Source organism: Pelagibius marinus, from assembly GCF_014925385.1.
In the GTDB taxonomy this organism is placed as follows: Bacteria; Pseudomonadota; Alphaproteobacteria; order Kiloniellales; family Kiloniellaceae; genus Pelagibius; species Pelagibius marinus.
Map to the genome: position 1 here is coordinate 243,700 of NZ_JACSDK010000009.1, position 14,931 is coordinate 258,630.

Annotated in this window: 12 protein-coding genes; 1 reads left to right on the plus strand and 11 read right to left on the minus strand. The window is 66.4% G+C overall.

The window, feature by feature from the left end; genetic code table 11:
- Positions 1-4: 4 nt before the first annotated feature.
- The 5 genes from nirD to H7X47_RS11105 form a co-directional block, all read right to left on the minus strand.
- Positions 5-349 (minus strand): nitrite reductase small subunit NirD, encoded by a 345-nt coding sequence (gene nirD / locus H7X47_RS11085; protein WP_322096477.1) that lies wholly within the window; start codon positions 347-349, stop codon positions 5-7.
- Positions 349-2,838, minus strand: a complete 2,490-nt coding sequence (gene nirB, locus H7X47_RS11090) for a nitrite reductase large subunit NirB (protein WP_193368732.1) — start codon at positions 2,836-2,838, stop codon at positions 349-351. Before nirB ends, nirD begins: the two co-directional genes overlap by 1 nt.
- The gene (locus H7X47_RS11095) at positions 2,838-4,562 is read right to left on the minus strand and encodes an ABC transporter ATP-binding protein (protein WP_193368733.1); all 1,725 of its coding nucleotides are present in this window, start codon (positions 4,560-4,562) and stop codon (positions 2,838-2,840) included. Before H7X47_RS11095 ends, nirB begins: the two co-directional genes overlap by 1 nt.
- Positions 4,563-4,575: 13 nt before the next feature.
- Positions 4,576-5,670: an ABC transporter permease gene (locus H7X47_RS11100; protein ID WP_193368734.1), complete on the minus strand. Its 1,095-nt coding sequence runs from the start codon at positions 5,668-5,670 to the stop codon at positions 4,576-4,578.
- 88 nt (positions 5,671-5,758) lie between these two features.
- Entirely contained in the window at positions 5,759-7,153 is a 1,395-nt protein-coding gene (locus tag H7X47_RS11105; RefSeq protein ID WP_193368735.1) for a CmpA/NrtA family ABC transporter substrate-binding protein, read from the minus strand.
- Positions 7,154-7,894: 741 nt separating this feature from the next.
- Here H7X47_RS11105 and H7X47_RS11110 point away from each other — a divergent pair.
- Entirely contained in the window at positions 7,895-9,214 is a 1,320-nt protein-coding gene (locus tag H7X47_RS11110) for an adenylate/guanylate cyclase domain-containing protein (RefSeq protein WP_193368736.1), read from the plus strand.
- A gap of 380 nt (positions 9,215-9,594) precedes the next feature.
- Here H7X47_RS11110 and H7X47_RS11115 read toward each other — a convergent pair whose 3' ends face one another.
- The 6 genes from H7X47_RS11115 to narI all read right to left on the minus strand — a co-directional run bounded on the left by H7X47_RS11115 (position 9,595) and on the right by narI (position 14,920).
- A complete protein-coding gene (locus H7X47_RS11115; RefSeq protein WP_193368737.1) occupies positions 9,595-10,857 on the minus strand; it encodes a CmpA/NrtA family ABC transporter substrate-binding protein in 1,263 nt (420 codons plus the stop codon).
- The gene (locus H7X47_RS11120; protein ID WP_322096471.1) at positions 10,854-11,447 is read right to left on the minus strand and encodes an ANTAR domain-containing response regulator; all 594 of its coding nucleotides are present in this window, start codon (positions 11,445-11,447) and stop codon (positions 10,854-10,856) included. The genes H7X47_RS11115 and H7X47_RS11120 overlap by 4 nt, the downstream gene beginning before the upstream one ends.
- 181 nt (positions 11,448-11,628) lie before the next feature.
- Positions 11,629-12,834, minus strand: coding sequence for an NnrS family protein (locus H7X47_RS11125; protein WP_193368739.1), 1,206 nt, complete (start codon positions 12,832-12,834; stop codon positions 11,629-11,631).
- Positions 12,831-13,391 carry a hemerythrin domain-containing protein gene (locus H7X47_RS11130; RefSeq protein ID WP_193368740.1) on the minus strand — a complete coding sequence of 187 codons (561 nt, stop codon included), beginning with the start codon at positions 13,389-13,391 and terminating at the stop codon, positions 12,831-12,833. Before H7X47_RS11130 ends, H7X47_RS11125 begins: the two co-directional genes overlap by 4 nt.
- Before the next feature lie 31 nt (positions 13,392-13,422).
- Positions 13,423-14,217 (minus strand): peptidylprolyl isomerase, encoded by a 795-nt coding sequence (locus H7X47_RS11135; protein WP_193368741.1) that lies wholly within the window; start codon positions 14,215-14,217, stop codon positions 13,423-13,425.
- A gap of 4 nt (positions 14,218-14,221) precedes the next feature.
- A complete protein-coding gene (gene narI / locus H7X47_RS11140; protein WP_193368742.1) occupies positions 14,222-14,920 on the minus strand; it encodes a respiratory nitrate reductase subunit gamma in 699 nt (232 codons plus the stop codon).
- Between the last annotated feature and the right edge of the window lie 11 nt (positions 14,921-14,931).

Here is a 14,931-nt window from a genome sequence, read left to right on the forward strand (position 1 = left end):
GCTCCTAGGCGGCGCGGCTGGCCATGCGGGCCAGGTCGAGCAGCAGGCGGCCGCCCTCTGAGCGCAGCGGCACCGTGGCGACGCGGCCCTCGTCCGGCGCCTTGGCCTGGCCGGTCGCCAGGTCGATGACCCAGTTGTGCAGCGGGCAGGTGACCGAGCGGCCGTGCACGATGCCCTGGCTGAGCGGTCCGCCCTTGTGCGGGCAGCGATCGTCCAGTGCGAAGACCTCGTCGGCCTCGGTGCGGAATACCGCGATGCAGCCCGCCGGGGTCTTCACCACCCTTGCGCCTCGGCGCGGAATATCCTCCAGCGCGCCGACGTCGATCCAGCGGCTCACCATCATGTCCATCACGCCACGTCCTCCAGTGAGACTTGCGCCAGGGGCTTGAACTCGTGCGCGTCGCGGCCCTGCACCCGTTCGGCCCAGGGGTCGCTCTGCGAGAACTTCTGCGAGAAGACGAAGCGGGCGTAGAGCCGTTTGCGCTTGTCGTGGTCTTCCACCACCTGCTCGCGCACCGTATCGACGCCGACGCGGGCCGCCCACTTGTAGATACGCTCCAGATAGCGGGCCTGCTCGCGGTAGAGCTGGATGAGCGCTCCGCAGTACTCCAGCACCTCCTCCTCGCTGGCCACGGTGCAGAGCACTTCCGTGCCCTTGACGTGCATGCCCGCGGCGCCGGCGAAGTGCAGCTCGTAGCCGGAGTCGACGCAGATCACGCCGAAGTCCTTGCAGGTCGCCTCGGCGCAGTTGCGCGGGCAGCCGGAAACCGCCAGCTTCACCTTGTGCGGCGTCCAGGAGCCCCAAAGGAACTTCTCCAGCTCTACGCCCAGCCCGGTGGAGTCCTGGGTGCCGAAACGGCACCAGTCGGTGCCCACGCAAGTCTTCACCGTGCGCAGCGACTTGCCGTAGGCGTGGCCGGAAACCATGCCGGCGGCGTTGAGGTCGGCCCAGACGGCGGGCAGGTCCTCCTTCTTCACGCCCAGCAGGTCGATGCGCTGGCCGCCGGTGACCTTCACCGTGGGGATGTTGAACTTGTCGGCCACGTCGGCGATGGCGCGCAGTTCATCGGGAGACGTCAGGCCGCCCCACATGCGCGGCACCACCGAGTAGGTGCCGTCCTTCTGGATGTTGGCGTGGACGCGCTCGTTGATGAAGCGCGACTGGTAGTCGTCCTCGTACTCGCCGGGCCAGGTGGCCAGCAGGTAGTAGTTCAGCGCCGGGCGGCACTTGGCGCAGCCGCAGGAGGTCTTCCAGCCCAGCTCCTGCATCACCGCCGGCAGGGACTTCAGCTCCTGGGCGACAATGAGGCGCCGGACCTCGTCGTGACCCAGCTCGCTGCAGCCGCAGATCGGCTGCACGGCATCGCGCTCGTAGCCGTCGCCGAGGGTCAGTTCCAGCAGCTGCTCGACCAGGCCCGTGCAGGTGCCGCAGGAACCCGAGGCCTTGGTGTGCGCCCGTACCGCGTCCAGGCTGTTGTGGCCGCCCTCGGAGATGGCGGCGACGATGGTACCCTTGCAGACGCCGTTGCAGCCGCAGATTTCCGCCTCATCCGGCAGCGCTGCAACGGCCGCCGTAGGGTCCAGCGGGGAGCCCCCCGCATAGGCCGGACCGAAGATCAGGGTGTCGCGCAGCTCGGCGATGTCGCTGCCGTCCTTCAGGAGCTGGAAGAACCAGGCGCTGTCGCCGGTATCGCCGTAGAGCACGATGCCGACGATGCGGTTGTCTTCCAGGATCAACCGCCGGTAGACGTTGCGCGCCGGATCGCGCAGCACGATCTCCTCGCGCCCCTCGCCCTCGGCGAAGTCGCCGGCGGAGAAGAGGTCGATGCCGGTGACCTTCAGCTTGGTGGAGATGGCCATGCCGTTGTAGGCGGCCTCGGCGTCGCCCATCAGGCGCCTGGCCAGCACCTTGGCCATCTCGTAGAGCGGGGCCACCAGGCCGTAGCAGACGCCGCGATGCTCGACGCATTCGCCGATGGCGAAAATGTCGGGATCGTCGGTGGCCATGCCGTCGTCGACCAGGACCCCGCGGTTGACCGCCAGCCCGGCCTCCTTGGCCAGCCAGGCGTTGGGGCGGATGCCGGCGGCCATGACCACCAGGTCGGCCGGGATTTCCCGCCCGTCGTCCAGGCGCACCGCCGAGACGTGGCCGTCCTTGGCGACGATCTCATGGGTATTGGCGCGGGTGATGACCCGGATGTCACGCGCCTCCACCGCCCGCTCCAGCAGGTAGCCGGCGCTGGGGTCGAGCTGGCGCTCCATCAGCGTCGGCATGAGGTGCAGCACGGTGACTTCCATGCCGCGCGCCCTGAGGCCCGCCGCCGCCTCCAGGCCCAGGAGGCCGCCGCCGATGACCACGGCGCTGCCGCCCTTGGCCGCCGCGGTCAGCATCTTCTCCACGTCGCCCTGATCGCGGTAGGTCAGCACCTCCGGCAGCTCGGCGCCGGGCACCGGGATGACGAAGGGGCTGGAGCCGGTGGCGATCAGCAGCTTGTCGTAATCCAGCTCGAAGCCGTCCTCGCAGGTCAGCTTTTTGGCCGTCCGGTCGATGGCGGTGACCATCCTGCCCTTCAGCAGGGTAACGCCGTGGGTTGTGTACCAGGCATCGTCGTGGATGATGATCTCGTCATATTCCTTCTCGCCGGAGAGCACCGGCGAGAGCATGATGCGGTCGTAGTTCACCCGCGGCTCGGCGCCGAAGATGGTGATGTCGTAGAGGCCCGGAGACTTGGTCACCAGTTCCTCGACCATCCGGCCGGCCGCCATGCCGTTGCCGATGACGACAAGACGTTCAGGGCCGGACCGCCCAGAACCGTGGTACTGGTGCGTCGCGCTCATCAGGCCGCCTCCTCTTCTTCGTTTTCGACGGTTTTCCCGCTCGCTGTCTTTTGGGGCGCCGGGTCGGCGCCGCCCTCGTAGGCTTCCAGGAACTCGAGCAGCTCCTCCCGGTAGGCGTAGTAGTCGGGATGCTCCAGCAGGGTCTTGCGGCTGCGCGGGCGCGGAATGTCCACGTTCATGATGTTGCCGATGGTCGCGCGCGGGCCGTTGGTCATCATCACCACCCGGTCGCCCAGCAGGATCGCCTCGTCGACGTCGTGGGTGACGCAGACCGCGGTCACCTCGGTACGCTGCCAGACCTCCATCAGGACCTCCTGCAGCTCCCAGCGGGTCAGGCTGTCGAGCATGCCGAAGGGCTCGTCGAGCAGCAGCAGCTTGGGCGAGAGGGCGAAGGCGCGAGCGATGCCGACGCGCTGTTTCATGCCGTTGGAGAGCTCGCTGGCCGCCTTGTCCATGGCGTCGCCCAGGCCGACGCGGGCCAGGTAGTACTCGATGATGTCGCGGCGCTCGACCTCGCTGGCGTGGGGATAGACGCGGTCGACGCCCAGGGCCACGTTCTCGCGCGCGGTCAGCCAGGGCATCAGCGAGGGAGCCTGGAAGACCACCGCGCGGTCGGGCCCGGCATCGTCGACCTCCTTGCCGTCCAGCACGATGCCGCCGCCGGAGATCGGCGTCAGCCCGGCGGTCATGGAGAGCACCGTCGACTTGCCGCAGCCGGAGTGGCCGATCAGCGAGACGAACTCGCCCTGGCGCAGCTTAAGGTCGAAGGACTCGACGACGGTCAGCGGCCCCTTGGGCGTGGGATAGACCTTCTCGAGCCGGAAGAACTCGACGTAGTTGCGTTCGATGGGCGACTTCGCCGCCTCGCGGTAGGCCGGCGGCGGCGGGTCGCTCTGGGTGATCGGCGCCACCTTGGGCAGTTCGACCACCACCTCGGCCTCGGACCCGCGCTCCATGCCGACGCCCATGAGGTACTGGGTCACCTCGCCGCGCAGCTTCTTAAAGGCCGGGTCGTGGTTCATGGCGCCGCGGTCGCGCGGCCGCGGCAGGTCCACCTTGAAGGCCGGCCCGAAGGTGGCGTCCGGTCCCGGCTTCAGCGGGATGATGCGGTCGGCCAGCAGCAGGGCCTCGTCGACGTCGTTGGTGATGAGGATCACCGTTTTGCGGTCGTCCTCCCAGATGCGCTCGATCTCGTCCTGCAGCTTGGCGCGGGTGAGCGCATCGAGGGCCGAGAGCGGCTCGTCGAGCAGCAGGATCTCCGGGCTCATGGCCAGCGCCCGGGCCACCGCCACGCGTTGGCGCATGCCGCCGGAGAGCTCCGCCGGGCGCCGATCGATGGCGTGGGTCAGGCCCACCATGTCGATATAGTGGCGCACCTTGGCGTCGCGATCCTTCTTGGACAGGCCCTTGAAGGCCGATCCCACCGCCAGCGCCACGTTGCCGTAGACCGTCAGCCAGGGCATGAGCGAGTAGCTCTGGAAGACGACGCCGCGGTCCGGGCCGGGACCGGCCACCGGCACGCCCTTCAGCAGCACCTCGCCGCTGTCCGGTGTGATGAGCCCCGCCATGGCGGAGATCAGCGTGGTCTTGCCGGAGCCGGAAAAGCCGACGATGGCGACGAACTCGCCCTCCTCCACCGCCAGGTTGATGTCGTTCAGCACCGAGGTCCTGGCGGCGCCGTCGCCGTAGGCCTTGGAGACGTTCTTCAGTTCAAGGAATGCCATGATCCGCGTCTCCTCACCGGTTGGCCGAGTAGGTGAACATGGTCTGCAGGGCGTACATCATGCGGTCCAGCAGCACACCGATGAGGCCGATGGTCAGCACCGCCACCATGATCTTGGCCAGCGAGGAGGAGGATCCGTTCTGGAATTCGTCCCAGACGAACTTCCCGAGCCCCGGGTTCTGCGCCAGCATCTCGGCGGCGATCAGCACCATCCAGCCGACGCCCAGCGACAGGCGCAGGCCGGTGAAGATCAGCGGCAGGGCCGAGGGCAGCACCAGCTTCACCACCTTGCTGGGCCAGGACAGCTTCAGCACCCGGCCGACGTTCATCAGGTCCTTGTCGATGGAGGAGACTCCGTGGGCGGTGTTGATGAGGGTCGGCCACAAGGAGCAGAGCGTTACCGTCACCGCGGAGACGATGAAGGACTTGGCGAAGAGGCCATCGCTGCTGGACATCAGCGCCGAGACCACCATGGTCACCAGCGGCAGCCAGGCCAGCGGCGAGACCGGCTTGAAGATCTGGATCAGCGGATTGAGCGCCGAGCTCACGCTGGGCGAGAGGCCGCAGAGAATGCCCAGCGGCACCGCCACCAGGGTGGCGATGAGAAAGCCCATGGCCACGGTCTGCAGCGAGGTGATGATCTGGTCCAGGTAGGTCGGATGGCCGGTATAGGTGCGGTGCTTCACCTGGTCGGCCTTGCCGGCGGCGATCAGCTTTTCGTTGCGCAGGTCCTGGCGCTCGTAGAAGGCGGCCTCCTTCTCGCGCTCGCGCAGATGATCGTCGTAGAGGTTCTCCACCTGCTCCCAGACCTGGACCGGGCCGGGGATGGCGCCGAGGGAAGTGTCCACCATGGGCGCCGTCTGCGCCCAGAGCGCCAGGAAGAGGCCGATGCCCAGCAGCGGCAGCACCAGGGTGCGCCAGACTTCCTTCAGGTTATGGCGCGCCGGCTCGCCGGCGGCGATCTTCAGCAGCGGGGTCAGCCAGCCCAGCGCCACCAGGTTCAGGTAGATGTCCGCTTTGGTGATGAGCGCGAAAAGTCTGGCGCGCCGCTCGGCGGCGGTCTCCTTTTCCGTGATCCCTGCGGCGCTGTCGATGTCGGTGGCCGTCATGTTTCGATCTCTCTTGGAAAAAAGTCCCGGGGAAGGAAGTCCCCGGGGGCCAGGCCCCCGGGGCAGGGAAGGTCGCGGGAAGAGGGGTTCATCCGCCCACAACGACGTTCTGCTCGACTTTCTGGCCGCCCTTCAGGCCGATCGGAAACTGATCCAGATAGGCGTTGGGCTTGCGGCCGTCGAAGGTGATGCTGTCGATGAATTCGCTCTGCGGGTCGCGGAAGCCGTCGCTGTCCCACGGAAAGTCCGCCTCTGCGACATGGCCGTCTTCCACCAGCAGGCGCGCGGCCTTCAGGTAGATGTCCGGACGGTAGACCTGCTTGGCGACGTCGATGTACCAGCCGTCGGCCTTCTGCTCGGCGATCTGCCCCCAGCGGCGCATCTGGGTCAGGTACCAGACGGCGTCCGAGTAGTAGGGGTAGGTCGCGAAGTAGCGGTAGAAGACGTTGAAGTCCGGCACGTCACGCTTGTCGCCCTTCTCGTACTCGAAGGTGCCGGTCATGGAGTTGGCGATGACCTCTGCGTCAGCGCCGACGTATTCGGAGCGCGCGAGAATCTCCACCGCCTCCATGCGGTTGGCGTTGTCGTTCTCGTCCAGCCACTTGGCGGCGCGAATCAGCGCCTTGGTGAGGGCCAGAGTGGTGTTGGGATACTTCTCCGAGAACTCCTTGGTGATGCCGAAGACCTTTTCCGGATTGTCCTTCCAGATCTCGTAGTCGGTGATCACCGGCACGCCGATACCCTTGAAGACCGCCTGCTGGTTCCAGGGCTCGCCGACGCAGTAGCCGCTGATGGTGCCGGCCTCCAAAGTGGCGGGCATCTGCGGCGGCGGCGTCACCGACAGCAGGGCCTCGGCCTGGATCTGCCCGGTGATGTTGTCGGGCGAATAGAAGCCAGGGTGGATGCCGCCGGCCGCCAGCCAGTAGCGCAGTTCGTAGTTATGGGTGGAGACCGGAAAGACCATGCCCATGTTGAAGGGCTTGCCCTCGGCCCGGAACTGCTCGATCACCGGCTTCAGGTAGTCGGCCTTGATCGGGTGGACCGGCTTGCCGTTTTCCATAGGGATATGTTTTTTCATCATCTCCCAGACCTCGTTCGACACGGTGATGCCGTTGCCGTTCAGGTCCATGGAGAAGGGTGTGATGATGTGGGCCTTGGTGCCGAAGCCGATGGTCGCGGCCAGCGGCTGTCCGGCCAGCATGTGGGCGCCGTCCAGTTCCCCGGTGATGACGCCGTCCAGCAGCACCTTCCAGTTGGCCTGGGGCTCCAGGGTGACGAAGAGGCCTTCGTCCTCGAAGTAGCCCTTCTCGTAGGCGATGGCCAAGGGCGCCATGTCGGTCAGCTTGATGAAGCCGAACTTCAGCTCGTCCTTCTCGACGTCCAGCATCTCGGCCTGGGCCGGCGCCACGGCGGCGGCCACAGCAGCCACGGCGGCCACCCCGACCCCGAGAACAATTCCGCGCAATGTGGAAACGATGTGCATTGATGATCCCCTGTTCTCTTCTGTCTGCGGCGCCCCAAGGCCCTTGGCTCCGTCTTGCCGCCGGGGCCCGCGGGCCTGTGTGAGGCCAAAAAAAAGCCGCCCGACCAATCGCGCCCCGGGTTCGGGTCGCTTGGTCGAGCGGCTGTGCTCGGATGCTCCTGCGGCGGAGCTAAGGCTGTAAATCAGCTATGTGACGGGACCGGCCGCCATTGGCCTGTCCCCGAATGTTGCAGTGCACCCTAAAGCAGCGCGAAAGAGGCTGTCAACGAGAAATGTCTAAAATTTATGCACACCTTATGTGTGCCTATGATTTAGGCAACTCCTCAGACCAGGGAGCGCCGCCGGGTCGAAATGGGCGAGATTCCTCCCGTTTCTGCCAGTTTTCAGCAGCCTGTCACCCCGGACAAGCGAGCGCGATCCGGGGCCTACGTAGATTCGGTCTCCCAGCGTTGCATGAAATCTCGGACCCGGGCCATTGCAGAGCAGTACATCGGCTAGAAGCCGATGATCGAACGGCGAGGGGCTAAGGCGTCTCACATGAATGCAGTTCCGAGACCTGCAGTCTCACGGCAGCAGACCAGCGAGCCCCAGTGAAACCGTCCTCCATTGTCCGGTAGGTACCAGGTAACCGACCTGCCAGCGAGACCATGAAAACCGCCGCTGTGTGCCAAGAGGCGTCGTTAGACAAGCGCCCGCTATGTGCACTACGCTTCCGACACCAAGGAAATTCTCGCGCAAACCATGTCGAAGGACACAATCCGCTACGCCAAGAGCGACGGCCTAAACATTGCCTATCAAGTCACCGGTCGTGGACCGCGTGAAATGGTGCTGATTTCTGGCTGGGTCTCACATCTTCAAATGGACTGGGCCCACCCGGATCATGCCCGATTTCTGGATCGACTGGGCTCTTTTTCTCGGCTCATCCGGTTTGACAAGAGAGGCACCGGATTATCAGACCGGCCGGGTGAGCTACCGGACCTTGAAACACGCATGGACGACGTGCGCGCAGTGATGGACGCCACACACGTCCGGCGAGCAACAATCTTCGGGTATTCGGAAGGCGGGCCGATGGCAATCCTCTTCGCCGCGACATTTCCGGAGCGTGTCGAGGCGCTGGTCATCTACGGGTCCTATGCGCGTCGCATGGCCGCCCAGGACTATCCGTGGGGCTACACCTCGGAGGAGCGCACTCGCTATGCGGATCAAGTGGAGAGCGAGTGGGGTTGGGAAAACGACATGTACCTCATGTGTCCAAGCGCAGATGCGGCGATGGCAGAGTGGTGGGGAGCGCGTGCGCGGGCATCAGCCAGTCCTGGATCCGCACGTGCCTTGATCGAAATGAATTCACTCGTGGACGTTCGTGAGATCCTGCCGACGATCCAGGTTCCCACTCTGGTCATGCACCGCAGTGGGGATAAAGATTCCCGAGTTGAGGAGGGTCGCTTCATCGCAGACCATATTGCTGGATCGACCTTTGTCGAGCTGGAAGGCGAGGATCACTTTGTGGCCATTAACCCGGACCAGATCGTGGATCAAGTGGAACTGTTCGTTACCGGCGAGCGAGCTACTCAGTCTACCAATCGCAAGCTGGGGACAATTCTGTTCATTGACATCGTTGATTCGACCGGCAGGGCTATCGCCGCCGGTGACGAGCAATGGGCTTCAATACTTGGCACGTTCGAGGAAACGGTGCGGAAGGTTCTAGACAGGCATCGTGGGCGCTTCGTCAACACCACCGGTGATGGTGCCATTGCGGTTTTTGACGGTCCTGCCCGTGCAATTCGGTGCGGATGTGACATACGCGACGCGAGTCACGAGCTTGGTCTTGCGGTACGCTGCGGTGTTCATACCGCCGAAGTCGAGGAGCGCGGCAGCGACATTGCGGGAATCGGTGTTCACGTGGCAGCCCGCATCGCTCAGGTGGCAAGTGAGGACGAAGTCTGGACGTCGCAAACTGTAAAGGATCTGGTATCTGGATCCGGCATCCGATTTCTTGACCGGGGTGACCACGTGCTAAAGGGTCTTAGTGCACCCATGGCCTTATCGTCCGCCGTAGGATGAAAGACGCCTGGTATTCTCTCGGTCACCTGGTTGTTCCCGCTCATCCACGCGAGAACCGGCGCCTGTGCCACCCCCGAAATACAGACACGACGAAGTTGCAGATCATGGATTTCTTAAAGTCGACCTGAAGCAGCAAGCTTTGGGCTTGAAAATGTCGCCCTTGGGTCAGAAGCCGCTGTTGTGTTGTCAAAGAAATCATTTCAGCTGGGCAGTAAGCAGCAGGCATCCAGCCGCCATCACAGGCCAACCATCGCAAGCTGCCTCTGATCAAACCGCCTTATGCGAGAGGCCACAAAGGCAAAAGGTCCCGGCAAAAAGCTGGCGGGGACGACGGGCTTGGAGTGGCGAGGGGGAACAAACTGGCGCAGGCCATCTCTTCGTCACGTCGCCAGGCGCCCGCGGCCGGTCGGCGCGGCACCGGCGAGGTAGTCCTCCAGGTCGTTGGGATCGAACACAGTTCCATCAAAGAAGGCGTCCGGCCCGAGGAACATCTTGCCGCCGCTGGAGGCCACCGGTGTTTCCACCGCCAGCGCCCCTTCGACCTTCTCGCTGGCCCCCGGCAGGTCGACTCCGGCGGGGCCCAGGGCCTCTCGGTAGAGGTCGGGGCGGAAGGCTGCGCGCACCGCCGCCAGGCGCGCCGGGCTGTGCTCCACCTGGCCGGCGCGCACCATCTGGGCGTAGATCCACAAGGCGTAGGACCGCCAGGGAAAGGTCGCGGCCTTGCGCTGCAGGACCAGGAAATCCTCGAAGAGCCCCTGGCGGCCGTCGGGCGCGAGGGTGAGGTGGCCGTTCAGGGAACGCTCGATGATTTCCGCCGGCAGGTCCAGGTAGGGCTCGCGCGCCAGGATCTCCGAGAGGGTCACATGGTTCTCCGCCCGATCCGCCCAGAGCGCCGCCTTGTGGAGGGCGCGCAGCAGGGCGAAGAGCGTCTCCTGGTTCGATTCGGCCCACTCCTGGCGCAGGCCCAGGACCTTCTCCGCCCCGAACTGCCAGACCCGGGCGGTGGGCAGCACGATCTCCGCCAGTTCGGCGTCAACGGCGACGCTGTTCCAGGGCTCGCCGACGCAGAAGCCGTCCAGCTTGCCGGCGCGCAGGGCGTCGACCATGAGCGGCGGCGGCACCACGACGATCTCCACCTCGCGGCCGGTCTGCAGGCCCGCGTGGGCCAGGCAGTGACGCAGCTCGTAGGCGTGGCAGGAAAAGGGAAAGGGCACGCCAAAGGTCAGCGGCGCGCCGCGCTTGCGGTGCAGCTCGCGCAGCCCCGCCGCCATCACCTCCAGCGCCTGCAGGGCGGCACTGCCGCTCTTGGGCCCGTTCTCCGGCGCGCGCAGGGCCCCCATGATTCCGGCCAGCTCGCGCGAGACCGAGATGGCGTTGCCGTTCACGTTCAGCACAAAAGGGGCGACGGCCTCGTGCGCCACCGAGCCGAGGCCGAGGCGCATGGCGATGGGCATGGGCGCCAGCATGTGGGCGCCCTCGAAGAGGCCGAAGGCCACCTTGTCGCGCACGTTCGACCAGGAGGTTTCGCGGCAGAGCTCCAGCTCCACGCCCTCGGCCGCGGCGAAATCCAGCTCGCGGGCGGCCACCAGCACCGCGGCGTCGACCAGCGGAATGAAGCCGATACGCACGTGATGCCGGCTCAAGACAGCAGCTCCGCGGCGGTGACGATGCTCTGGGCGATCTCCGAGAGCTTCTTGCTCTGGCTCATCGCCGTCTTGCGCATCAGGGCGTAGGCCTCCTCCTCGCTGAGCCCCTTGGCCTTCATGAGGATTCCCTTGGCGCGGTCGATGACCTTGCGCTCGGCCAGCGCCGCCTTGGTGGCCTGCAGTTCCGACTGCAGGCGCGAGAAGGTGTTGAAGCGGGTGATGGCCGTGGCGAGGATGTTCTTGATGCGCTCCTTCTTCATGCCGTCGACCACGTAGGCGCCGACCCCTGCCTCGACCGCCGCCTCGATCATCGACATGTCGCTGTCGTCGACGAACATGGCGATGGGGCGGCTGACCAGGCGCGAGACCTCGAACATCTGCTCCAGGACGTCGCGGTTGGGATTTTCCAGGTCGATGAGGATGACGTCGGGCGCGAGCTCGCTCAGCCGCTCGAGCAGCCCGGACATCTCGGAAATGTGGTGGATGTCACGGTAGCCGGCGTCGCGCAGGCCCTCCTCAATGACATCCGCGCGGTCCGACTGCGGGTCGACCACGGCGATCTTCATCGTCGATAAACTGTTAGACACCCTGACCCATCCCATGCCGGCTTTGCCTTGCCGGCCTTGTGCTGATGGGCGGCTCCTCCCCGAGATGCCTTTTTGTTTTGCTAATAACAAGCGCAGGAGAGCGGCAAGGTCAAGCGGCAGGACGGTCGGCCCAGCAGACCAGCGCGAAAACGGGAGCAGGCCGCCGCTTGGCGCCCCGGCGTTAACCCTTCGCGCGATGCCCCGATAGGTAGAGCGGCGCGTAGCGCAGCACGAAGAGCCCGAAGGCCGCGGTCCACAGCGCCCCGGAGGCATGCAGCAGGGGCATGTAGGCCTCCAGCGCCAGCGAGGCCACGACCCGCAGCGCCGCGGCCCCGTTGACCAGCAGATAGACCATCGTCGTCCAGCTGTCCGCCGTCAGCGCCCGGCCGCTGTGACCCAGGCTCGCCCGGGTCATCACCGCCAGCGTCATGGCGCCGATGGCCCCGGCGGTCAGTGCGTGCAGCCCGGCGGTCGTCGCCGGCACCTCCGGCACCACGATGCCCAGCGCCAGCAGCATGAGTCCCAGCGGCACCCAGAGGAAACCCAGGTGCAGGCTCCACAGCAGCGGCTCCGGCAGGCTGCGCAGCCCCTGCCAGCGGGCCAGGCGCATGGCGTTGAGGACACCGGCCAGCAGCAGCAGGCCGCCCACCACGGCGTGGTCCGGCAGGGCCACCCAGGCGACCAGCGAGATCGCGGTGACCAGCAGGCAGAGCTTGTCGAAGCTGCCGAAGGGCAGCGGCATCGTTGTCGCGCCGCGCTTGGCCAGCCAGTTGCGGGTGAAGCTGGGCAGGATGCGCCCGCCGATGAGACAGATGAGCATGATCACCGCGGCCACCCCCAGGCGCTGCCCGGCCGACCCTGAACTCAGCAGACCCGCCGCCTCCAGGTGGGTCAGGGCATTGGCGGCGAGCAGCACGGCGAGCGCCAGGGGAAGCGGCAGGTTGCGCCAGTTGCGCCCGGCGACGATCTCGCGCAGCGCCAGGGCCAGCAGCAGTAGGGGAAAAGCCAGGTCGAGCACGGCGGTCGGCAGGGCGCCGAGCAGGCCGGAGACCGCCATGGCGAGGCGGCCCAGCAGCCAGCAGCCGGCCAGCACCATCAGCGCCGTCCCCTGCACCGGCAGGCGCCCCGTCCAGTTGGGCACGGCCGTCAGCAGGAAGCCGGCGATGACCGCGCCGGCGAAGCCGAAGATCATCTCGTGGGCGTGCCAGGCCAGAGGGCCGAAGAGCAGCGGCAACTCGAAGGCGCCCAGGAACTGGCCCAGCCACAGCGGCAGGGCCAGAGCGGCCCACAGACCGGCAGCGAAGAAAAAGGGCCGGAAGCCTTGGCGAAAGAGAGCCGGACCGTTGTAGTCCCGGCGCCGGTCCAGGCCCGACTCACCGCTGCTCATGCGTTTTCCTCTCCGGCACCTTCCTGGCGGCGGCGCAGCAGGTTCGCCGAGAGGCGGACCAGGTCGTCCGGTGAGAGGCGCCGGCGGGCCAGCGGCAGCACCACGGAGTTCTCCAGCGCCAGATGGCGGCGCTCGTTGCGGGCGAAATCGATCATCGCCTCGCGCAGTCCCGGCAGAGCCGAGGGCGGCTGCGCCGCGGCCAGCGCCTTCTCCAGGCCCTCGATCACAATGTCGGCCAGGTGGCGGTCGCCGGCATGCTCGGCGTTCAGCGCCGAGAGCACCCGCTCGATCTCGTCCTCCGGCGGGCAGCGCTCGCGCATCAGCGGGAAGAGGTCCTCCTCCTCGTCGCGCACATGCAGCACCGCATCGTGGCGCAGGAAATCCAGGACCTCGGCCGTCAGCGCCCAGTCCAGGGTCTCGGCCAGCGCCATTTCCTCGATCAGGTTGCACAGCTTGCGCTGGCGAAAGTGCTCGGCAAAGAAGAAGTCGAGGGGGTCGCTGAGCAGTGCCGCCGATGCCGGCTCGATCTGCGGCGGAATTCTTAGCGCGGCACTCATTGCGGCCTCCCTTGCTTTCTTTTCTTGTGGACTATTGGACCAGCGGGCTCTCCGCGGCGTCGAGCACGATGCCTTCGATCTGCGCCTGCCCGGCAAGGACCCGGATGTACTGGGCGACGGCACGCCGCCAGGACGTCTCCTGCAACTGATCGGCAATGGTTTCCGCCACCGCCTCGAAAGGCAGCTCCCGGCCTTCGATGCGGCGGTCGAGGCGCAGGACGTGCACGCCGTAGCGCGATTGCACCGGCACCGGGCAGAGCTGTCCTTCTTCCAGGTTCTCCAGGAAGGTCTCGAATTCCGGCACCGTCTCGCCGCGCGCCACCTGGCCCAAACGTCCCTCGTTCTGCGCCGAAGTGCAGGCGGAGAACTCGGCAGCCAGCTTGGCGAAGCGCTGGGGCTTCTCCTGCAGAGCGGCGATCAGACGCTCGGCCTCGGCCACCGCCTTGGCATAGGCCGCCGCCTCCTCCGGCGCGGCGGAGAGCAGGATGTGCGCCGCCTCGAAGAGATCCGGACTGCGAAAGCGCGCCCGGTTGTTGTCGAAATAGCGCCGGCAGGTTTCCGGGTCCGCTTCCGGGATCGTCACCTCGGCCGCGAGGAGGCAGCGGATCAGCGCGTCCTCTTCGGCCTCTCGCCGTCCCTGGCCGTCGCTCTGCGGTTCGGCCTCGATGCCCCGGCGGCGCGCTTCCTGCAGCAGCAGTTCGCGGATCGCCAGCGCCGTGGCGGCGGCGGTCAGCGCCTCCTCCGGCGTGTCGGCGGGGTGGTGCTGGGCCTCGGCCAGCACCGCCGCCGGTTCGATGGTCGTCTCGTTGATACGGATCTCCTGCATCGCCCTACTCCGCGGCTGCCCGCTTGGAGCGCACGATCTGATAGCCCGGGCGCCAGAAGTAGCGCAGCGGCACGCTCAGCATGTGCACCAGGCGCGTGAAGGGGAAGACCAGGAAGATGGTCAGGCCCAGGAAGAGGTGCGCCTTGAAGATCGGATGCGCCCCGGCGATGTAGCTCGACGCGGCGAAGTCGAAGGTGAAGATTCCCTGCGCCCAGGACATGAAGGTGACCATCTCGTTGCCGTCCAGGTGCCCCAGCGACAGCGGGATGGTCGCCAGACCCAGGGCGAGTTGCAGCCACAGCAGCACGATGATGGCGTTGTCGCCGAAGCTGGAGGTAGCGCGGATGCGCGGGTCGAAGAGGCGCCGGTGCGCCAGCATGGTGGCGCCGATGATCGCGAAGCCGCCGGCCACGCCGCCGACCACGATGGCCATGATCTGCTTGAAGCCGTGGCTGATGCCCACCAGGTCGAACAGCTGGATCGGCGTCAGCAGGCCGACCAGATGGCCGAAGAAAACGATGAGCACGCCGACGTGGAAGAGCACCGAGCCCATGACGAGCTGGCGCCGGCGCAGCAGCTGGCTCGACCCCGAGCGCCAGGTGTAGGGCTCGCGGTCGTAGCGGATGATCGAGCCCAGCGCCAGCACGGCCAGCGCGATGTAGGGGTAGATTCCGAAGATCAGCGTGTTGAGGAAGGAAGCCATGACGCGTGCTC

Coding starts and splice junctions, on each gene's coding strand:
- nirD (WP_322096477.1), bottom strand. CDS start 349: ATGGACATGATGGTGAGCCGCTGGATCGACGTCGGCGCGCTGGAGGAT.
- nirB (WP_193368732.1), bottom strand. CDS start 2,838: ATGAGCGCGACGCACCAGTACCACGGTTCTGGGCGGTCCGGCCCTGAA.
- H7X47_RS11095 (WP_193368733.1), bottom strand. CDS start 4,562: ATGGCATTCCTTGAACTGAAGAACGTCTCCAAGGCCTACGGCGACGGC.
- H7X47_RS11100 (WP_193368734.1), bottom strand. CDS start 5,670: ATGACGGCCACCGACATCGACAGCGCCGCAGGGATCACGGAAAAGGAG.
- H7X47_RS11105 (WP_193368735.1), bottom strand. CDS start 7,153: ATGCACATCGTTTCCACATTGCGCGGAATTGTTCTCGGGGTCGGGGTG.
- H7X47_RS11110 (WP_193368736.1), top strand. CDS start 7,895: ATGTCGAAGGACACAATCCGCTACGCCAAGAGCGACGGCCTAAACATT.
- H7X47_RS11125 (WP_193368739.1), bottom strand. CDS start 12,834: ATGAGCAGCGGTGAGTCGGGCCTGGACCGGCGCCGGGACTACAACGGT.
- H7X47_RS11130 (WP_193368740.1), bottom strand. CDS start 13,391: ATGAGTGCCGCGCTAAGAATTCCGCCGCAGATCGAGCCGGCATCGGCG.
- H7X47_RS11135 (WP_193368741.1), bottom strand. CDS start 14,217: ATGCAGGAGATCCGTATCAACGAGACGACCATCGAACCGGCGGCGGTG.
- narI (WP_193368742.1), bottom strand. CDS start 14,920: ATGGCTTCCTTCCTCAACACGCTGATCTTCGGAATCTACCCCTACATC.